This is a genomic window from Nocardia barduliensis, from assembly GCF_013315795.1.
Lineage (GTDB): Bacteria > Actinomycetota > Actinomycetes > Mycobacteriales > Mycobacteriaceae > Nocardia > Nocardia barduliensis.
On the sequence record NZ_JABLTE010000015.1, the window covers coordinates 19,864 to 40,849 of the forward strand.

The 20,986-nt window shown below is 66.1% G+C and carries 16 protein-coding genes; 10 read left to right on the plus strand and 6 right to left on the minus strand.

The annotated features are described in order from the left end of the window. Positions 1–177: 177 nt before the first annotated feature. The 3 genes from HOV91_RS09205 (at position 178) to HOV91_RS09215 (ending at position 4,338) form a co-directional block, all read left to right on the plus strand. A complete protein-coding gene (locus HOV91_RS09205; RefSeq protein ID WP_174185021.1) occupies positions 178–774 on the plus strand; it encodes an exonuclease domain-containing protein in 597 nt (198 codons plus the stop codon). Positions 775–965: 191 nt separating this feature from the next. Further along, positions 966–2,195: a DNA sulfur modification protein DndB gene (locus tag HOV91_RS09210; protein WP_174185022.1), complete on the plus strand. Its 1,230-nt coding sequence runs from the start codon at positions 966–968 to the stop codon at positions 2,193–2,195. A gap of 256 nt (positions 2,196–2,451) precedes the next feature. Then, complete coding sequence (locus HOV91_RS09215) at positions 2,452–4,338, plus strand: cell division protein ZapB (RefSeq protein ID WP_174185023.1); 1,887 nt, start codon at positions 2,452–2,454, stop codon at positions 4,336–4,338. Positions 4,339–4,463: 125 nt separating this feature from the next. Here the strand turns inward: HOV91_RS09215 and HOV91_RS09220 are convergent, their stop codons facing one another. The 3 genes from HOV91_RS09220 to HOV91_RS09230 all read right to left on the minus strand — a co-directional run bounded on the left by HOV91_RS09220 (position 4,464) and on the right by HOV91_RS09230 (position 9,195). Then, positions 4,464–5,915 carry a hypothetical protein gene (locus HOV91_RS09220; protein ID WP_174185024.1) on the minus strand — a complete coding sequence of 484 codons (1,452 nt, stop codon included), beginning with the start codon at positions 5,913–5,915 and terminating at the stop codon, positions 4,464–4,466. A 414-nt stretch (positions 5,916–6,329) separates the two neighbouring features. After that, positions 6,330–8,312, minus strand: coding sequence for an NERD domain-containing protein (locus HOV91_RS09225; RefSeq protein WP_174185025.1), 1,983 nt, complete (start codon positions 8,310–8,312; stop codon positions 6,330–6,332). Positions 8,313–8,562: 250 nt separating this feature from the next. Next, positions 8,563–9,195, minus strand: coding sequence for a TetR/AcrR family transcriptional regulator (locus tag HOV91_RS09230; RefSeq protein ID WP_174185026.1), 633 nt, complete (start codon positions 9,193–9,195; stop codon positions 8,563–8,565). Between the two features lie 70 nt (positions 9,196–9,265). Between HOV91_RS09230 and HOV91_RS09235 the strand changes: the two genes are divergently transcribed. The 6 genes from HOV91_RS09235 (at position 9,266) to HOV91_RS09260 (ending at position 16,972) form a co-directional block, all read left to right on the plus strand. Further along, positions 9,266–10,795, plus strand: coding sequence for a flavin-containing monooxygenase (locus HOV91_RS09235; RefSeq protein WP_174185027.1), 1,530 nt, complete (start codon positions 9,266–9,268; stop codon positions 10,793–10,795). Beyond that, positions 10,792–11,622, plus strand: a complete 831-nt coding sequence (locus tag HOV91_RS09240; protein ID WP_174185028.1) for an SDR family NAD(P)-dependent oxidoreductase — start codon at positions 10,792–10,794, stop codon at positions 11,620–11,622. The genes HOV91_RS09235 and HOV91_RS09240 overlap by 4 nt, the downstream gene beginning before the upstream one ends. A 22-nt stretch (positions 11,623–11,644) precedes the next feature. Then, a complete protein-coding gene (locus HOV91_RS09245; RefSeq protein WP_174185029.1) occupies positions 11,645–12,562 on the plus strand; it encodes an alpha/beta hydrolase in 918 nt (305 codons plus the stop codon). A gap of 118 nt (positions 12,563–12,680) precedes the next feature. Beyond that, on the plus strand, positions 12,681–14,474 hold the full coding sequence (locus HOV91_RS09250) for an AMP-dependent synthetase/ligase (RefSeq protein ID WP_174185030.1): 1,794 nt from the start codon (positions 12,681–12,683) through the stop codon (positions 14,472–14,474). Between the two features lie 174 nt (positions 14,475–14,648). After that, a complete protein-coding gene (locus HOV91_RS09255; RefSeq protein WP_174185031.1) occupies positions 14,649–16,244 on the plus strand; it encodes a molybdopterin-dependent oxidoreductase in 1,596 nt (531 codons plus the stop codon). A 101-nt stretch (positions 16,245–16,345) separates the two neighbouring features. Then, positions 16,346–16,972 carry a Uma2 family endonuclease gene (locus tag HOV91_RS09260; RefSeq protein ID WP_174185032.1) on the plus strand — a complete coding sequence of 209 codons (627 nt, stop codon included), beginning with the start codon at positions 16,346–16,348 and terminating at the stop codon, positions 16,970–16,972. Between the two features lie 42 nt (positions 16,973–17,014). Here HOV91_RS09260 and HOV91_RS09265 read toward each other — a convergent pair whose 3' ends face one another. From HOV91_RS09265 to HOV91_RS09275, 3 genes are all read right to left on the minus strand, one after another. Continuing rightward, positions 17,015–18,502 carry a DHA2 family efflux MFS transporter permease subunit gene (locus HOV91_RS09265; RefSeq protein WP_174185033.1) on the minus strand — a complete coding sequence of 496 codons (1,488 nt, stop codon included), beginning with the start codon at positions 18,500–18,502 and terminating at the stop codon, positions 17,015–17,017. 11 nt (positions 18,503–18,513) lie between these two features. Further along, the gene (locus HOV91_RS09270; protein WP_174185034.1) at positions 18,514–19,224 is read right to left on the minus strand and encodes a PadR family transcriptional regulator; all 711 of its coding nucleotides are present in this window, start codon (positions 19,222–19,224) and stop codon (positions 18,514–18,516) included. Between the two features lie 466 nt (positions 19,225–19,690). Further along, on the minus strand, positions 19,691–20,581 hold the full coding sequence (locus HOV91_RS09275) for a glycine betaine ABC transporter substrate-binding protein (RefSeq protein WP_174185035.1): 891 nt from the start codon (positions 20,579–20,581) through the stop codon (positions 19,691–19,693). Between the two features lie 135 nt (positions 20,582–20,716). Between HOV91_RS09275 and HOV91_RS09280 the strand changes: the two genes are divergently transcribed. Further along, the gene (locus tag HOV91_RS09280; protein WP_174185036.1) at positions 20,717–20,980 is read left to right on the plus strand and encodes a hypothetical protein; all 264 of its coding nucleotides are present in this window, start codon (positions 20,717–20,719) and stop codon (positions 20,978–20,980) included. Positions 20,981–20,986 lie beyond the last annotated feature (6 nt).

Genomic DNA, 20,986 nt, shown 5'->3' on the forward strand with positions numbered 1-20,986 from the left:
TCGATCCACTGGCGGTCCCGCACCGATCCACCAATCGGACTGAGCCGCACCAACTCTCGACCAGCACTGTTCGTTTCGATCGGTCGGCCACGCTCCGTCCTGCCGAGCATTCGAGCCTTGCGCGGACCTCTTTCTCTTCGGCGGACTATCCGCCCGTTCACTCCCTGGAGGAAACCGATGGCATCCGATCTCTCCTTCGCCGCGTTCGACGTGGAGACGGCCAATCCCAAACGCGGCAGCATCTGCGCGATAGGCGTCGCCATCGTGCGCGGCGGCGTCCGAATCGGCACCCACACCTGGTTGTGCAGGCCTCCATCCGCGATCGGCGAATTCGCGCCGTACAACATGCGAGTGCACAGGATCACTCCCGCCGTCGTCGATGGTCAGCCCGGCTTCGCGCAACGACTGCCCGAAGTCTTGTCGGTCGTAGGCGACTTGCCGGTGGTCGCCCACAACGCCGCCTTCGACATGGACAACCTCGCCCGGGCTTGCTCCTTCAGCGGTGCCGACCTGCCGGACTGGGCGTACGGATGCACCTACATCTGGTCGAAACGACAACTGTTCCTGGAGAAATACCGGCTGCCCCATGTCGCGGCCGCTTTAGGCGTGGTCCTGAGCAACCACCATGACGCGGGCGCCGACGCGGCGGCCACCGCCGACATCGCCATCCGGCTCGCCGCACTCGCGGGTGTCAGCAGTATCGCCGACCTGGCGCTGACCGCAGGAAGCCCGCTGCAACAACTCGGCAGGGCGCGTCATCGCGCGGGCCGGTGACTTCGTTCGCCATTCGCACAACCACTGGGGAACTTGGCTACCGGGAGCTTCGACGGCCTCTCGTAAGGCCTGCTCCAGCGCCATCGAGGGCCCGCACGCGTCGAGTTCCGAGGTAGCGCAATCGCGCCCCTCCAAATGCTCAGCGCACTATCCTTCTGCACGAATTAATCTGATAGACAGGAGATTTGGCTATGTCTGACAACCACATCGGTCTCCAGGAGCACGACGGTCTGGACAAGGCTCTCGCGGCAGCCTCCGGCGATGCGGCAGCGGTCGGTGCCCGCGTATTTCCCTGCACCGTCTTCCGCCAGGGACGGCGGACCATGATCTCGACATCGTTCCCCTACGCTTTCCTCGCCCGGCAGGTCGTGTCCGAGTCGGTCGAGAAGGGTGGCGACCCCACCAATACGACGAACCGGCCGCTGATGACCGACCACGTGAAGAACATCAACAGCTACGTCCGCGAGAATCCCGAGGACTACATCCTCCCTCCGGTCACCCTGAACGCTCGCCAACTGCCCGCCTTGCACGTCCCCCGCGGCAATTTCAAAAACCGCCTCGGCTTCATGGTGATCGGCGACGACGTCCGCTTCTACGTCACCGATGGACAGCACCGCATTACCGCGATCAAAGGCCACGGCACCGGCCGCTCCGCCATCCCGGGGCTGGTCGATCTGGAAGCCGGTTTCGAGAACGACTGCCTCGCGGTGTTGATCGTCGTCGAAGACGACCTCAAGCGCATCCATCAGGACTTCGCGGATGCCGCCCAGACGAAGCAGATCCCGGCCAGTCTTCTCGCCGTGTACAACACCCGAGAACCCGTCAATGGCGTTCTCGCCGATCTGGTCGACCGGACCCGATTCTTCCGCGGCCGCGTCGATGCCACTTCCAAGACCCTGCCCAAAGCATCGCAGTCGGTGTTCCTGCTCAACCAGGTCCGCCAGTTCGTCAAGGAACTGCTGTTCGCCGACTACGCGCTCGCGGAGGATTCGGTGGCCAGGCAGAGCGCCCAGCTGATCGGCGACAAGGCCGCCCGCGACGAACTCGTCACCGACGCGGTCACGCTCGTCGAGACCATGTCCGATCACATGGACCCTTGGCAGGAGATTTGCGCGCTGCCCACCAGCGGCGGCCCGGCCAACCGGGTTGCCGACTTCCGGCAGAAGTACGTGAACATGACCGCGACCGGGCTGGTCATCATCGGACGCGTCGCCTACGAAATCCGCAAGAGCCCCGATCTCGACTGGCGACTGAACCAGTACAAGCGCCTGGCGACCGAGATCGACTGGCGACGCAGCGCGACGCTCTGGCAGAACAGCATCCTGTCGGAAGACGGCAAGGTCGCCACCCAGCGCGGCCCTGTCCGCGAGGCCTCGAACCGGGTCAAAAGGCAGCTCGGTCTGCTGTCCGATCAGGACTGATCGTGGTTCAGCCGAAGAACTCCGGCAGCGACTGGGTCAGCTACCGCAGAACCACCTACAGCACATCCGCATGCGGAAAACGCTGAAACCGGCCACTTCCCCGAAGATCAGCGATTCTGAGCCGCTGGCGGCCAGGCACTTCTCCGCACTCGGCAAGGAGCGCAATGCATAACTCGCGGCGAGTCGATACCGACGGCATGGTTGTCCGTTCCCATCCGATGGATACGGGTCGGGACGGGCAGCGAGAGGGTTGACCATGGGTCCGAGTCCGCAAGATCTGGCGCGGAGGGCCGCCACGAGGAAGCCCTCATATTCCGAAGACCCCTACCGGTCGTTCGCTCATTTCGATGCCGACAGGTCTTCGCTGAAGATAATCACCCGGGAATTCGAGACCTGGCTGGCGGGCAAAAGGAAGTGGGCGGTTGATCTGACCGTCCCCGGGTTCCGAGAGGACGACGGACGCTCATTGGCCGTCGTGCATCACTCCGTCGGGAACATCGACCTGCTGCGGTTCCGGTTGACGGAGGATCATCCCAGCACTGGAATTTGGACGACCGATTTCGCGGCCGGTGCACCGAAGGCCGGGGGCGCCGGCTGGTTTCTGCTACAGGTCAGCAATAGCCGCAATAGCTGGGTGGCCGTACCCAGAGTCGCTCCGGGTCTGGTAGATGTGCTGCCGATCCAAACCCAGGAGTCGTTGCACCTGACCCCCAAACCGCAACGTGTCAGCGTCCATGGGGTCGAGGATCTGGCCGCTCGGGTGACCGACCCTGAGCGGCACGGTCTCATTTTCATCGCCGGTACCGATGGCGAATTGCCATTCGATCAGTTCTACACCCAAATGGGTGAATGGACCCGGCAGGTCGTCGGGCTGGCTGAAGTCGCCGTACTCGATCCGCTCGCGACTACGGAATTCCGGGCCGCGATGGGCGACCAGCATGCCGTATCGCCTTGGACCATCCGGAACTTTCTTCCGGGTGCGGATCCGGCCACTCCCGATGATCATCTCAGGCATCGATTCCTAACCATTGGTAAACTCGTCAATCTTTCCGATTCAGCGCTCAACCAGCTGCTCGGCCGGATCGCTCGCAGTCATTCGATCACTCGAAAACTGCCACCGGAAGTACTCAAATATCTTCGAACGCTGGACCGAGTAGAGAACAAGTATGTGATCGAGGGTTTGGCGCCGACAGTGGAGTCGCCCTGGGTCACTGAGATTCCCACGACTTCGGAGGTAACACGTCCGGCCGAGCCCGCCGTGCCGAAGTCGGTCACACCGGTCGACCGGGTCACCCATCAATCCGAAAACGATGCACAGGAATTGCTGCGTCTTGTAATGGATGTGTTCGAAGTCGAGGCGATTGATCGTGCGACTCTCGAATCGATCAGGGCACGAGTCAGCCCCGTTACCGATCCAGCCGCGTTACACCGAACAAATCAACTTCTCGAACAGAAGCAGGAACAACTCGACTCACTCGAAGACCAGATCGCCGAGCTGCGTGAGAAGGTTGATTACTGGCAGCTCGAATATGGTGTGGAGTTCGAAGAACGCCAGCGGCTCTCTGATGAATCTCGCTGGCTGCGGAAAGAACTGAGAGCCGTTCAGGCATTCGATATAGCAAGCTCTCTCACTCCCACATCCGAGATAACCGCCTATCCTGACTCCTATATCGATCTGGTAGATATGATCAGCAAGATGGAAGGTGAAGGTGTAGTTTTTACCGGCGATCCGAAGTCATGCCTCGAACTGGAGCCATGCGACCAGCTCGGCGCCTCGGCACGAATCGGATGGAAAGCTGTACTGGCACTGCGTGACTATATACGTGCCAGAAACGACGGTGCATGGTCGGGTAGCGTTCACGACTATCTCTCTCGCACTCCGGATGGATATCAAACTCTTTCGGCCAAGAAGCATGCCGCCGGAGAATCCTCGACAACTATGCAGCAGTGGGGCCACCAGCGGCGCTTCCGCGTACCCGAGAACGTGGCCTCGAATGGATGGATCGAAATGCAAGCCCATTTCCGCCTCGGCCAGATAGGGATGGTCAGTCCTAGAATGTACTACCTGGACCACTGGGCGAAAGATGGGAAGATCTATATCGGATATATCGGCCGTCACTTGAAGAATACCAAGACGAATTAACTCACCGCTGGCACATCGCGTCGCCCGAGGTCGCACCACGGCTATTCGACCACGGGCACAGTCGGCGCCCACCTGCTTCGACATGATCCGCGAGTCAGTTATACGCCGCCATTTCCGACGGCTGATCACCACGGGTCGCTGAGTTCATCAACGGCGATGGTGAACGGTGTTCGCTCCTCCGGCATGCGCAAGCCGAGCGCTGTGAACACGACGTCCGTTGCCTTCGCCGTAGTGCCGATCCAGTTGTCCTGCACTAGTTTCACAAAGGTGGTTGGATCGATGTACCTGCGAGCGTCAGGATAGAAGACGGTTCCTCCCGAAGGGCCGGTGTCGGGCTTCTCGAGCATCTTCTTCAGAATTGCCGCCGGGAAGTAGAATCCGTCCGACAACCCGTCGTCTTCTGATCGATTGGGCGGGTAGGGTGCGACGAACTTCACGAACGTGAAGCCCGGACCGATCCGATAGTCGTCAACCGACCGCTCCGCTGCGCCTTCTTGCGGCTTTTCCAGATCGAGCAGACGACTGACCTGCGAGTCCAACCGGCCGTCGTTCGGCCGGTAGAGCAGCCGGGCCGGTTTTTTCGATTTCTCCAGCAACTTGTACTGAACCAGGACAACGGCATCCGGGTTCCGGCGCACATACACCAGATCCGCACCGGTCCTGCCTTCGGCTGTGCTCACGTTGATGTTCTTGACCAGAAGCCGTCGGGATCTGCTTCGGAACACCCACCAGCCCCGATTCGGCCGATCGGACCGCTGCCAGCTGGGAAACACCGCTGCGTCGTCGGTGATGTAGTCATCCTCGTTGGCGACCACCGAATCGACCAGCGCATCCGCATACTCCGAGCGAAGCTCCCCCACTTGATCGGTCGGCTCCGGAACCACGTCCTTCCAGTACTTGTATCCGAACATCCGCAGAGCTGTAGCGACTCGATCCCGGCCGTGGACAGCCGCCGGGCTCCGGTCGATCGCCGATCGCATGGTTGGTTGGAGTTCGCGCACAGCGGCTTCGAAACCCGGATACAGTCGCCGCAGGTTTCGACGGACGATCTCATCCATAGCCGGAGGTAGATCCCTGATCGGCTTGTTCAACATCCGTTCCAGACGCGTTCGTTGCGCGGAGTCGAGCCCCTCCATCAAGTGGGTCAGGGGGAATGGGCGAATAACCCGCCATGGACCGACCTGTACATCACGGATGCCATGACTCTTCCGATTACGGGGTCCACCGCTGACCGCCGCCAGACCGACGACGTTCACCCCATCGGTCGATCTGACGAGAAGCACGACAACAGCACCCGCATGAGCGGTCCAGTACTGAGCAGGCACCATCCTCGGGAAGGTCAGGGGCGTGTCGTCTTCGCGCACCTGCTCGGCTTGTCGCGGGCGTGCAGGCGGAGCGAGAGGGCCGGATGCGCCCCGGATCGGCGGTTCGGTGTCATCCCCGATGTCGTATCGCTCTAGATGGCCGACCGAAGACTGATAGATCGAGACCGGCAGCGGCCGGTACGTCGGGTCTGCGATGTAGCCGTCGAGGACCAAGGCCGCTTCTTCAGCGGTCAATAGCAGCAATCTGGTCATCGTTTCCCCCGGTATCAAGTCATCTTGGCTGCGCCGGACGCGTGCCCGTTGCGAGTCGCCGAGCCTGCCGTCGGAAGACGTCGATCAGGTGCAGCCCGCGCTCCGATTCTGCGGGATCGCTGAGTCCGACCCAAATCGAACGTGGCCGAAACTGCCATAGCCCGTGACCTGGCCGACCGCGCCGTTCGAGATGCGCTTTCCGATCTGAGCGGCCATCCGAAGCTGGACAGGGTAAGAGGCCGTAAGCTCGGCTGCTGCCGTTCGCGATAGCTGGAGCGGTCGACGACTTCCATTTCCACCCGGCCGATGTTCGTTCCCCCACTGCCGAGACCGCGTTGTCGGCCTGTTCGGAAGGCACCGCTCCCCGAAGTTGACGATGTCGTATGCCGCAGCGTTAACCACCTGACTGCGTTGTCAGCACTTGGGCGTGAGCGGAGTGCACAACGGCAGCAGATTCATTCGGCCCGGGGTTTGTGTGACAGCCGGCGGTGGGGCATCTGCCTCGGTGGTGGGCACCGGGGCCTGCGACGGTTGCACGGCACCGCCCGTGGGAGTGGAGCAGGAGGCTGCCAGTATCCAGAGCATGCCGATGACGAGCACGATCAGTGCGACCGCCGCGATCTGTTGTGAGCGGTGGCCGCCTGGCTTCGATTTCTCGGCGGTGCGGCCAGGGATGCGTGCGGACAGTGCGGTTATCTGCTCGCGAACCGCGATTCGTGGACGCTCGAGCACAGCGGTCGGCACGGGTCGGCGCAGTGGTTCCGGGTCGGGGGTGGGTGTGGACCACGCTGTCGGCTGGGCCTGCTGAGGTGCCTGCGCCGGGCGTGGGCGCAGCGGCCGGTCGGGGGCGGGCTCGATCCACGACGACCAACTGTCCGTGAACGACGACGGTGCGGATGCCGATCGCGCAGCCGGATCGAATTCTTCATCGGCGGGCGGGAGTTCGGGTTCAGTTCGTTCCGGCGTGGTGGACTCGGCTGCGACGGGCCGTATCGACGCCACGTATCCGGTAGCGAAGCGTTCTGTCGCGTAGGAGTACGGCTCGGCGAGGTCTTCCGATGCGGACCTCGCCGCGAGTCGGCCTTCGAAGCGAGGAGGCTCCGGATGGTCGTTCTCTGGCACGCCGGGCTCCAGCGGCCGCGCATCTGCGCCCGATGCTGCCGACGGGCGCTCTTCTTCGCGGGCAGATGAGCGAGCTGTCGTGTCCGCCGATGACGCGGGTTCCGATATGGGCTCCGGCGCGAGGAATTCCGGCGCGAAAGGATCCGCCTCGGCAGGTTGCGTCTGCTCGGACCCGGCAATGGGTGCCTGCGGGGCCGCCGACTCGAACGCTGGCACGTCCTGGCTGCCGTCTGGCGCGGCGAGCGGCCGCGCAGCCGTCGTCGGTAACCGGTCAGCTCGCGGTGCGCTTCCGGCGCCGGACGGCGTCGACTGCACGGATGCCGAGCCCTCGCGCTCTTCGATACCAGGTTCCGAGGCGTCGGTCCGCTTCGGCGTAGGCATGGCCGAAAGCACCGCAGTCGGCTGATCTGCCTCCGGGAACTGCGGGGCGGCCTCGTCACCGCTTTCGGGGGTTCGTGTGGAGTCGGATGCGGTGCGTCGCGCTACGTTCGGCGGCTCGGGCACGGCATTCGGCACTGGTGCGTCCGAACCGGTCGACACGTCGTCAGTGTCGGAATCCTCAGCGGACGTCCTGTCCTCGAGCTCAGGAACTTTTCGCGTCACACTCTCCAGCGCCGCCAGTGTCCCGGCACGCAACTTCCGCTCCGGCGGGAATCCGTCCGCCACCAGATCGTCGATGGTCACTTGATCGCCCAGGTTCAAATCGGCGAGCAGGGCGTGGGTGCGTTCGGCGGTCCAGACGAGCTTGCGGCTGGCGGTGCGGTGGAACCAGGCACGAAGGTCGACGGCGCTCGCTCCGAGCACCACCGCGCAACCGCGCCGACGCGACTCGATGTGCAATGTGAGGGCCGATTCCTCGGGCGGCACCACGACGATCAGGCCGTCGACGGAGGCTTCGGCGTGGTGTTTGCGGACCAGCGCTTGCAGATTGACGACATTGTCGGACAACTGGTCGAACGGGCTGCCGTCGTGATCGTGCACCTGGATCGGGTCGCCCGCGAAGCCGGACAGCCGCCAGCGGCCGTTGGCCTGCACGGAGAGGACGCCGGCCGTCGCCTCCGGCACGGTGTCCCGCACTTCGATCACCACTGCGGCTCGCGGCGTGATCACCACCAGATCGGCTTCCCGCGCCTCGCCCTTGCGCTCGCGGTCGGGTAGGTAACAGCCCGAGATCGCCAGTCCCACAATGACGTATTGGCCGGTCCAGTTCCGCATCCAGCCGAGCACACGCTGTTCGGATCGCGGTGCCGTCGTTCGTTCGTTGATGACCAACATCGGCGGCCTCCATCACCGTCCCACACCATGGACGACACAACGGTATGTCCCGCGTTCACCGTCACAAAATCGAAAGGCACTGTAGGAGCACGGTATTGGCAGCACAGGGGCATACGGAGGGCGGCGTGTGGGCAGCGCCACAGGCGCGTTGCACTATGCGACGCCTACGTGCGGTCGGATGACCGAAGAGCCGCCTTCAGTGGACGAAGCCGGTGGAGTCGCCACCCACAGCTGCCCCGCAGGACACACTTCACCCTCGCAGCGCCGACGCCAGAGCCGGGTCCACGGAGAAGGCTATGGCGATCAACGACTCGACCAGCAGGTCGACGAGTTGTTCGCGGGGCACCGGCTCGGTGCGCAGCCAAGTAAGCGTGGATTCTTCGACGAACGCAATCCACCCGCGCATGGCCAGCATCAGCCGGGGATGGTCGGACTCGGTGACCGGAACGGGCGTTTCGGCCAGGATGAGGCCGATGATCGCGTCGCGGGTCTGGTCCACCAGCGGAGCCAGCTCCGGGCTGACGCTGGTCGGCCCGCGCAGCAGCGCCAGATACGAGGTGCGGTTCTCGGTGACGTACTCGATGTAGCGATCGATGGAATCGCGCAGCATCTCGAACAGGCTCAGCGTGCGGTCCGGTGCCACGCGCTCGAGCAGCTCGGCGTTGGCGTGTCGCACGATCGCCAGCTGGAAATCCTGCTTGGTCGGGAAGTAGTGGAACAGCAGGCCGCGGGAGATCCCGGCCTGGGTGGCGATCTCGCTGACGGAGATGTCCTCGATGGAGCGCTCGCCGAGCATCTTGGCGCCCAAGGTGATCAGCTGCTCGCGGCGCTCGTCGGGGCTGAGCCGCGTGCGCTTGGGGGCGTCTCCCTGAGTTCTGGTCACCGCCACATCCTACTGAACGGAAGTCAATACACTGTTGACTCACGCTCAATAGGGCCGTAGGCTCGATTACATGAGTCGCAAGGTTACAGACAAAGCTGTCGCCGGCCGACCCACGCGCCACGCCAGGACGATCATCATCGGCAGCGGGTTCGCGGGTCTGGGTCTGGCCATCCGGCTGACCCAGCAGGGTCGCAACGATTTCCTCGTGCTCGAGCGCGGCAGCGACGTCGGCGGCACCTGGCGCGACAACACCTACCCCGGCGCGGCCTGCGACGTTCCCTCGCACCTGTACTCGTACTCGTTCGCGCTGAACCCGGACTGGTCGCGGTCGTTCTCCCGGCAGGGCGAGATCCAGCAGTACATCCAGGACGTGTCGAAGCGCTACGACGTGCGCGACAAGCACATCTTCGACTGCGACGTGACCAGCGCCCGCTGGAACAACGAGACCGCGCTGTGGGAGATCGAGTCGAGCAAGGGCAGCTTCACCGCCGACACGGTGGTCTCGGCGGTCGGCGCGCTGTGCGAGCCCGCGCTGCCGGACATCAAGGGCATCGGCGAGTTCGAAGGCGAGATCTTCCACTCCGCCCGCTGGAACCACGAGGCCGACCTCACCGGCAAGCGGGTCGCCATCATCGGCACCGGGGCCTCGGCCATCCAGATCGTGCCCGCCATCGCCCCGAAGGTCGGCCACCTGGACGTCTACCAGCGCACCGCGCCGTGGCTGCTGCCGCGCCTGGACCGCCCGTACACGAAGGCCGAGCGACTCGCCTTCAAGCACGTGCCCGGTCTGCAACGACTGTCCCGCGCGGCCATCTACGCCGCGCGTGAGACCCAGGTGGTCGGCCTGGCCAAGGTTCCGGCCCTGATGCAGCTGTTCGAGGCGATCGCGAAGGCGAAACTGCGCTACGAGATTCGTGATCCGCGGTTGCGCGCCAAGGTGACGCCGAACTTCCGGATCGGCTGCAAGCGCATGCTGATCTCCAACGACTACTACCCGGCGCTGTCGCGCCCCAACGTCGACGTGGTCACCGACGGCATCGCCGAGGTGCGCGCGAACTCGATCGTCACCGAGGACGGCACCGAGCGCGAGATCGACGCGCTGATCGTGGCGACCGGCTTCCACGTCACCGACTCGCCGGTCTACGACACCATCGCGGGCCGCGACGGCCGCACCCTGTCGGAAGTGTTCGACGAGATCGGCCAGCAGGGTTACAAGGGCTCCTCGATCGCCAACTTCCCCAATATGTTCTTCCTGCTGGGGCCGAACGTGGGCCTCGGGCACACCTCGATGGTGTACATGATCGAATCGCAGATCAATTACATCGCCGACGCGCTGGCCACGATCGACCGTCTGGACCTGCGTACCGTGGAAGTGCGCCGCGACGTGCAGGATGCCTACAACAAGGAGCTGCAGGCGAAGCTCGCCGGCAGCGTCTGGCTGACCGGCGGGTGCTCGAGCTGGTACCTGGACAAGCACGGCAACAACACCACGCTGTGGCCGGACTGGACCTTCGAATTCCGTAGGCTCACCCGAACATTCGACGTGGCGGCGTACGACATCTCCATTTCCCGAACCGATGTGAAAGCAGTGGCATCGTGAGCAGTGACGCTTACTTCAAGAACAAGGTCTGTGTGATCACCGGAGCGGGCTCCGGGATCGGCCGTGCGCTGGCGGTGAACCTGGCCCGGCGCGGCGCCAAGCTGGCGCTGTCCGATATCGACGTCGAGGGCCTGGCCGAGACCACGCGCCGCTGCGAGCAGCTCGGCGCGCAGGTGAAGTCCGACCGCGTGAACGTGGTGGAACGCGAAGCGGTGATCCTCTACGCCGACGCGGTGAAAGCGCACTTCGGCACCGTGCACCAGGTGTACAACAACGCGGGCATCGCCCACCACGGCGAGGTCATCCGCTCGGAGTACAAGGACTTCGAGCGCGTGATGGACGTCGATTTCTGGGGTGTCGTCAACGGCACCAAGGCGTTCCTGCCGATGGTGATCGAGTCCGGTGACGGCCACATCGTCAACGTCTCCAGCCTGTTCGGTCTGATCGCGATCCCGGGTCAGAGCGCCTACAACGCGGCCAAGTTCGCGGTGCGCGGCTTCACCGAGTCGCTGCGCCAGGAGATGCTGGTCGCGCGGCATCCGGTCAAGGTCACCTGCGTGCATCCCGGCGGCATCAAGACCGCGGTCGCCCGCAACGCCACCTACGCCGAGGGCATCGACAGCAAGTCGGCCGCCTCGATGTTCGACAAGAAGCTGGCCATCCACACTCCGGAGATGGCAGCGCAGACCATCACCGAGGGCGTGCGCAAGGGGCACGGCCGCGTGCTGATCGGCTGGGAGGCCAAGCTGCTGGATCTGTTCGTGCGGGTGACCGCGTCGGGCTACCAGCGGATCGCGGCCAACGTCGAACGCCGCTTCCTGCCCTGATCCCGGAATTCGAGAGACGACGATGCGGGATATCAACCTTCCGCTGCCCCTCGCGCGGGCGGTACTGAATCCGATCTTCCGGGTGACGCTGAACAAGCGGTTGCCGTTCGCCTTGCAGCGCAGGCTGCTCGACGTGAGTTCGCGGGCGCAGCTGCTGCCCGCGGGCGCGGTCGTGCGGACGTTGCGGCTGGGCGGCCGACCGGCCGAGAAGATCGACTTCGCGGACACCGCCGACGACGGCGCCGTCCTCTACCTCCACGGGGGCGGCTACGCGGTCGGCTCCCTGGCGACGCACCGCTCACTGGCGGCCCGGCTGGCGCGAGACACCGGTTACCCGGTTTACGTGCTGGACTATCGCCTCGCACCGGAACACCCGTTGCCCGCGGCACTGGACGACGCCGAGGCCGCCTTCCTCGAACTGGTGGCGAGCGAAGGATTGTCCCCCGGCCGGATCGCCGTATCGGGTGATTCCGCAGGGGGCGGTCTGTCCCTCGCGCTCGCGCAACGCCTGATCGCCCGGCACGGGCAGACCCCGGCGGCGCTCGGGCTGATCGCACCGTGGGCCGATCCCAACGAGATCCCGGACCGGGAACGCGACCTGGTGATCAACAAGCCGTGGTCACGCGCCTGCGCGGCTGCCTACCTGGGCGACGGGGACCCGGCCGATCCGTCCTACGCCCCGCTGACCGGTGAACTGCGCGGACTGCCGCCCACCTATGTGCAGGTGGACGTCAGCGAACTGCTGCACCGCCAGTGCGTCGCGCTGGTCGCGGCGCTGCGCGCGGCGGGCGTGCACGTCCGCTTCGCCGAGAGCAAGGGCTTGTGGCACGTCGCACAGTTGCAGGCAGCGCTGGCCGCGCCCGCGGCGGCCGCGCTGCGCGAACTCGCGGAGTTCCTGCGCGAAGCGATTCAACCGTCGGACCTGCGCGAACTAGGATGAGATCCGAGCGGGTCCCTACCCTGCGGTGATGTACGGAGGCGATTTCGGTGGTCGACCTCACGGCCCCGGCGCAGGTGTCGTAGATTACTGGCGAGTAAACCCACGTGGAAGGGCACTGATGCGAGAGTTCGAAGTCCCGGCTTCCTACACCATTCCGGATGACGCGAACAATTCCGACAACGTCTTCCGCCACGCCGAACAAGCGCCGAACACGGTGCTGTTCAACGTGCCGAACGGCAGTGGCGGCTGGCAGGACGTCACGGCCGCGGAGTTCGCGAAGACGGTAACCGGCGTGGCGAAAGGCTTGATCGCCGCCGGCCTCGAACTCGGCGATCGCGTCGCCATCATGGCCCCCACGCGCTACGAGTGGGCCGTCCTCGATTTCGCCATCTGGGCCGCCGGTGGCTGCACCGTCGCGATCTACGACAGCTCGGCCGCCGAGCAGGCCAAGTGGATCCTGCAGGACTCGGCCACCAAGCTGTTGATCCTCGACAGCGACAAGCACCGCAAGGTGATCGACGAGATCGAAGCAGGTTCGCTGCCGGACCTGCGGGAAACCTTGCAGATCGACAAGGGCGCGCTGGACGATCTGACCAGCCGTGGCGCCGACTTGGACGACCAGGTCGTGCACGACCGCCGCGCCCAGGTCGGCGCGCAGTCGCCGGCCACCCTGATCTACACCTCGGGCACCACCGGTCGCCCGAAGGGCGTCATGCTGACCCACGCGAACCTGTACGCGGAGTCCAAGTCCGACCGGATCGCGCTGCACAAGTACGTCACCGAGGGCAAGAAGACCCTCATGTTCCTGCCGCTGGCGCACGTGTTCGCCCGCGCCGTCGCGCTCGCCGCGTTCGACGCGAAGGTGATCGTCGCGCACACCGCCGACTGGACCACCCTGGTCGAGCAGTTCGGCAGCTACCGCCCGCACTTCATCCTCTCGGTGCCCCGGGTGTTCGAGAAGGTGTTCAACAGCGCCAAGCAGAAGGCGCACGACGGCGGCAAGGGCAAGATCTTCGACGCCGCCGCCGATACCGCGATCGCGTGGAGCGAGGCGCTCGACAACGGCGGGCCGGGCATCGGTCTGAAGCTCAAGCACGCGCTGTTCGACAAGCTGGTCTACAGCAAGCTGCGGGCGGCGCTCGGCGGCCAGTGCGAGGCGGCCGTCTCCGGCGGCGGTCCGCTCGGCGCGCGGCTGGGCCACTTCTTCCGCGGCGTCGGCGTGACCATCTACGAGGGCTACGGTCTCACCGAGACCACCGCGGCCGTCTCGGTCAACACCCCGGAGCAGATCCGGGTCGGCTCGGTCGGCCGCCCGATCGAGGGCCACGCCGCCAAGATCGCCGAGGACGGCGAGCTGCTGCTGCGCGGCTCGGTCGTGTTCAGCGGTTACTGGGGCAACGCGGAGGCCACCGAGGACGCGTTCGAGGACGGCTGGTTCAAGACCGGTGACCTCGGCGCCATCGACGGCGACGGCTTCATCACCATCACCGGCCGCAAGAAGGAGATCATCGTCACCGCCGGTGGCAAGAACGTCTCCCCCGCGCTGCTCGAGGACTCGCTGCGGGCGCACCCGCTGATCAGCCAGGTGATGGTGGTCGGCGACGGCCAGCCGTTCATCGGCGCGCTGATCACGCTGGACCCGGAGGCGCTGCCCGGCTGGAAGGACCGCCACGACCTGCCTGCCGACACCCCGATCGAAAAGCTGATCGAGAACCCGGACCTGATCGCCGAGGTGGACGCGGCGGTGGCCGAGACCAACAAGAAGGTCTCGCACGCCGAGCAGATCAAGAAGATCCGTCTGCTGACCATCGACTGGACCCAGGAGACCGGCGAACTCACCCCCAAGATGTCGCTCAAGCGCGCGGTCGTGATGAAGCAGCACGCCGACGACGTGGCGAGCATCTACAATTGAGCTGATCGCTGCGAGGCGCTGTTCGCGAATTGTTCGCGGACAGCGCCTTTCGCGTATCCAACTGTCCTCGTCCGCGCTGACCGCAACCCGTCGAGGACGTCCGAACCGGAGACGACGTGGTCACCGTCGATCGGTCGAAGGCCACGGCGGCCGACCGGCAGTAGTCTCGGTGCCATGGCCGATCTGCGACTGCGCGTGGTGGCCGGGATCGTCTCGGCGGGTCTGACACTGGGCGTGGCCGAACTGCTCGCGGCCTTACTCGCCCCCGGCAGCGCGCCGCTGCACGTCCTCGGCTCGGCCGTGGTCGACCACACGCCCGACGGGTTGCGGGAGTGGGCCATCACCACCTTCGGCACGAACGACAAGGCCGTGCTGTACCTGATCATGGGCGTGATGGCCGTGCTGGTCGCCGCAGCGGCCGGAGCGATCGAACGGACCGGCCGCGCCGCCGGGTCGTGGTTGTTCGTGGTGTTCGGGGTGATCACGGCATGGGCGGCGGTGTCGCGTTCCGGGCTGTCCGCCGCGGTGGCGACTGTCATCGGCGTCGCCGTAGGGATCTCTGCGTTGCGGGCACTGACCCGGCGCATCGACGCGGCGAGCGGACCGGCTCCGGCCGCCGAAGCCGCACCGGCGGAGGGTACTTCGAGCCCCGCGCGGTCGTCTTCGGCGGACGAGGACACCTCCGAGCGCGGATCCTCGACCCCTGAGCGCAGGCAGATCCTGCAGGGGTTACTGGTGGTAGGCGGATCGGCCCTGGTCACCGGCGTCGGCGGACGACTGCTCGGCGCCCGGCGCAGCGATGTGTCCGGTGAGCGAGCCGCGGTGCGATTGCCGGAACCGTCCGCCCCCGGCGAGCCGCTCCCGCCCGGCGTGGATCTTCGCGTCCCCGGTCTGACGCCGTACCTCACCCCGAACGACGACTTCTACCGGATCGATACCGCGCTGATCGTGCCGCAGGTGTCCAAGGACGGCTGGTCGCTGCGCATCCACGGCATGGTCGACCGCGAAATCCGGCTCAGCTGGGCGGATCTGGCGAATCGTCCGGCCGAGGAATACCTGGTCACGCTGGCCTGTGTGTCGAATCCGGTAGGCGGCGACCTGATCGGCAACGCGCGCTGGCTCGGCTACCGCGTGGATCAACTGCTCGCCGAAGCGGGACCGCACCCCGACGCGGACATGGTGCTCTCGCGCAGCGCCGACGGCTGGACCGCGGGCACTCCCCTGGCGGTGCTCACCGACGGACGCGACGCCCTGCTCGCGATCGGCATGAACGGCGAACCCCTTCCGGTGCGGCACGGTTACCCGGCCCGGCTGGTCGTCCCAGGTCTCTACGGCTACGTCTCGGCCACCAAATGGGTGACCGAACTGGAAATCACCCGCTTCGACCGCGCCACCGCGTACTGGACTCGCCGCGGCTGGTCGGCGCTCGGTCCGATCAAGACCGGCACCCGCATCGACACTCCCCGCGCCCGCGGCCGCCTCCAACCCGGCCGCATCGCCATTGCTGGTGTCGCCTGGGCGCAGCATCGCGGCATTCGCGCAGTGGAAGTCCAGATCGACAACGGCCCCTGGCAGCAGGCCCGCCTCTCCGAAGAACTGTCCATCGACACTTGGCGCCAGTGGGTCTTCGACTGGGACGCCGCCACCGGCCCGCACACCATCCGCGCCCGCGCCACCGACGCGACCGGCGAAACCCAAACCGCCGAACGCCGCGACGTGATCCCCGACGGCGCCACCGGCCACCCCTCGGTCACCGTCAGCGTCGGCTGATCCCTATTCCGGTGGGGTCGCGTATCAGCAGGCAGTGAACCCGTATCGACCGGATAGGATCGAGCGGGTCCGGTAGTCGTCCGCCGTTCGAGGAGGGGGCCATGTCCGAAATCTTGGATTGGGCGCGAGAAGAGAATCTGCAGCCGGCGCCGATCACGTTGGAGATCTGGAAAAAGCTTCCCGAGGATTTCTGCCGCTTAGTGGAGGTGGTGAACGGCGAAGCTGTTCGGGCGGAGTCGCCTTCGAGGCCGCAGCAGAAGTCCGCTCGCAGGTTGGCCGACTTCGTCGAGACCGCTGCCGAATCTCACGTCGGTCGATACCGTGACGGCTCCTTGGACGTCGACATGGATTTCGATGTGCTGCTGTGGGAGCTGCCGAGGGTGACTATTCGCCGACCGGACATCGCACTGTTCGAATGCGCTCCGCCCGACCTTCGTCCGTTACCCGCTTCCATGGTCAAACTGGTGATCGAAGTCGTCTCACCGGGCACCGAGCGGGTGGACACGGCCGACAAGCTCGCAGAATATGCGCTGGCCGGGATCCCGTGGTACTGGATTGCCTGGGTGTCGGATAATCGCGTCGATTCGATCGAGGTCTACGTACTCGACCATGTACTCGGCCATTATCGACCGCATAGGAAGCTGGAGCCGACGGATGCACAGACCGTGATCGATGTGCCGATCGAGATCAAAATCGATTGGACCAGGCTCGGCGTGCTGGCACGCTGATGCCCGCCCGGAAAACATCCGCCGGACGGGCATCAACGGGGTTCAGCTGCTGCTCAGATCGGCCTTGACCGGTTCCACCGGAGCGGGTGCGCCCGCGGCAGCGGATTTGCCGTGACGGATGAACAGTGCCGAGGCGACGACGCCCAGGAGCAGGATGGCCGCGGGGAGCAGGGTGGACTGGCTCAGCGCGTGGCTGAAGGAATCCTCGACGACCTCCGGGATCGGGCCTTGGCCCGCGCCGCCCTCGGCGACCTGGCCGCCGCCCAGTCCGTTCGCCGTCATCCTGGCCGCCACCAACGCGCTGATCGCCGCACTGCCGAGCACCGAGCCCACCTGGCGGGTGGTGTTGTAGACACCGGCGCCTGCGCCGGCCTGCTGGACCGGCAGATTGTGGGTCGCGGTGGCCGCCAGCGGAGCCCAGATGCAGGCGTTGGCGAAGCCGGCCAGCGCGGCGGCCACCAGGAACCAGGCCAGCGACGAGTGCGGGTCCATCAGCACCGAGAACCAGAACACCGACAGCGCGAACAGGCCGAAGCCGACGGTGGGGACGGTCCTGGGGTGCAACCGATCGGCGAACTTGCCGATCAGCGGGGCCGCGAAGCCGGTCACGACCGCCATGGGCGCGAACACCAGCGCGGACTCGGTGGGCGACATCTCCCGCACGGCCTGCAGGTAGAAGTACGTCGGCACCATCAGGGAGGTCACCGCCGCACCCATCGCGGCGATCGCGGCGTTCGACAGCGCGAAGTTGCGGTCCCGGAACAGGCTCAGCGGCAGCAGCGGCTCACCCTTGTTCCTGGCCTGATTGACCAAGAACACGGCGAGCACCACCAGGCCCGCGCCGATCAGCAGCCAGATCCGCAACGACCAGTCGTAGCTGTTGCCCTCCTGGATGCCGAACACCAGCAGGAACATGCCGACGCCGCTGAGCAGCACGCCGGGGATGTCGAACTTGTGCTCGTGGGTCGGCAGCGCGGGCACCAGCCAGACCGCCAGCGCGAAAGCGGCCACGCCGACCGGGACGTTCACGATGAAGATCCACTCCCAGCCGAGGCCGTCCACCAGCACACCGCCGAGAATCGGACCGACCAGCGTCGCCAACCCCGCGACGCCACCCCACAGACCCATGGCGGCGCCGCGCCGGTCCGGCGGGAAAGTCCTGGTGATCACGGCCATGGTCTGCGGCGTCATCAGCGCGGCGCCGATGCCCTGCGCGGCGCGGGCCGCGATCAGCATGCCGATGCTGCCGGACAGGCCGCACCACAGCGACGCGGCGGTGAACACCGCCAAGCCGATCAGGTAGATGTTCTTGGGGCCGAACCGGTCGCCCAGCCGTCCGGTGACCAGCAGCGGCACCGCGTAGGTGAGCAGGTAGGCGCTGGTCACCCAGATCACCTGGGCGATGTCGGCGTGCAGGCTGGTCATGATCGCGGGGTTGGCGACCGCGACGATCGTCATGTCCAGCAGGATCATGAAGAAGCCGACGACCAGCGCGAGTAGCGCCGGCCACGGATTGCGTGGTGTGGACATGGGTTTCGTTCCTAACTCGGACTATCCGAAAAGCTCGCGTCGGGGTCCGCCACGTGGCCGCGCGGCGGCGGTGGCGTCGTGCTGGGGTCGGCGGCCCGCGGCGGGCCGTCGCCGGAGCCGGTGGGCGCGCCGGTCACGGGGTCGAAGTCCTCCCATTCGAGTGCGCCGCTGTCCAATTCGGCCGTGAACTCCTCGACCCAGGTGAGTTCGGCGGCCAGCATCGCCCGCAGGTAGGGCAGGGCGATCCAGTAGCGGCGGGGAACGGCGTGCTCGCCGGCCCACGCGCTCAGCATGTCGGTGTCGGCCAACTCGGCTCGCAATACGCCGATCCGTTCGCGCAGCAGCGCGAGCGCCTCCGGCTTGGGCAGGTTGTGCATCTCGCCCAGCGCCACCGGGAAGATCGGATACTCCGGAACGGGTCGTCGCACGATCTCGGCGATGCGGTTGCGCAGCGCGTCCCTGCCGCGCCCGGTGATCCGGTAGGTGGTGCGTTCGGGGCGGTTGCCCGCCCGGTCGACGCCCTCGGCGCGGACCAATTCCTGGTCGGCCAGCCGGGACACGGTGTGGTACAGCGAACCGGGCCGCACCTTGACCAGCTTGTCCTCGCGCCGGGCGATCAGCGTCTGGAACATCTCGTAGGGATGCATGGGCCGCTCCTCGAGCAGCGCGAGCACGGCGATGGCCAGCGGCGTCACCGATGATTGCGCCTGCCCTTCCCCCATACCCGTTCACCTCCGTAGCGGATTTTCGACTGTCGGCCGCCTACACCGAGCCCGAACCACGCACGGTATCGGCGGCTCCCGACATGCTCCACGCTAAATATTCCACATGGAATATACGGCGCGGAACAACTGAACGGCAAGGGTGCGCGACCGGTGATGGGTGACACAGTTCCTGATACCGACGACCTGCCGGATAGACGACGAGAGGCCGTCGAGTGTGACACTCGACGGCCTCTCGATCAGCTCCCGCCGCGAGGTCGGCATCGTCGGCGACCTAGGTCCAGCGCCTTTGCTGATACGGGGACTGCGTAGTGATGTTCGCGAACCCATCAGAGGGCTCGATAAGAAGGCTATGCCCGAGTTGCCCGCAGCGGCAGTGTCGGATGCGACATCTATCGCTCGATTTCCGACATCACTCCTGCGGTCGGCCTTGCGCCGAACGGGTACCGGAGCGGACCACGACCACCTACAGGGCGTGCTGGTCCAACCAGTCGCGCGCGATGTCACCCGGCGCGGCGCCCTCGTCCCGGACGCGCCGGATCATTCCCGCCAGCTCGTCCGTGGTCAGTTCACCCGCGACATAGTTCAGCTTCTTGATCTGGCGCTGGTCCAGCAGCCCTTTGCGAAACAGCGGCAGCACGTTCTCGGCACGCACCGCGTAGCCGTCGTCGGACAGCACGGCCAGCCCGTCGGTCGCGCCGGGCGCCAGCTCGGGCGGGCCGCTCAGCAGACCGGCCTGGATCCGCCCGTCCAGCAAAGCCTTTCGCAGTGCGGCCGGATCCGGGAAGGCCATGGTGGCCGCGAAATCACATCCGCTGACGCGCTCGCTTCGGCCCGAGGGCATCAGCCCGGGCGCGACCGCCACGCCGACGGTCAGCTCACCGCAGCGCGGCGCGAGATCCGCCACCGAACGCACCTTGTCCCCGGCCGCCGCCTGCGCGGTGAGCAGTAGCCGCGGACGCAGATCGGCGCCATCGGCGAAGTCGGCGATCACCAGCCCCTCGGGTAGGGCCGCGCTCACCGCGTCCGCCACCTTTTTCGGCAGCTGCTCCGCCGCGTGTTCATCGAAATGGGTCAGCAACGCGCCGGTGTGCTCGGCGACCACCTGGACCCGATCGGCGTCCAGCGCGGCGAGGTAGTCCGCCCGGCTGCCCAGACGCGCGGCGACCGCGGTGCGTGCCCCGGTACGCGCCAGCGCGCCCGCATAGATCTCGGCGAGCACCGACGACTCCACCGAATCGCCCGCGCCGACGGTGATCGATGGTTCCCGCGCGTCGTTCCCGCAGGAGACGACCAGCGCGACGGACGCGACGACCAGCAACCGAGCCAGCACCCGCTGTGACGCGGCCAATACCATCCGGCGACACCAACTCTCCGTCGAATCGACACACCAACCAGCAAAACCCGTCAGCGGGCAGTATGGACACCCAGAATGTACCGGCGGCCGCTCGCAGCCGAGACCGCGCACCGCCGTCACGTCGGAAGGACTGTCGTGAAATCCACCCGCAGTCGCGACGCCGCCGCGCGTCGGCGCCCCGTTGTGCGCGTCGCGCTGTGCGCCGCCCGCGTCCTCGTCGCCGCCACGGCGCTCGCCGTCGCGATGATCTTGTCGGCGTGCGGCGATTCCGGCCCGCTCGCCACCGGCGGCAACTGTTCGGGCGAGGCGTTGACCGTCGGTTCGGCGACTTTCCCCGAGTCCGAGACCGTCACCGACGTAGACGCGAAGGTATTGCGCGCCTTCTGGTCCCCGGCTTGATCTCGC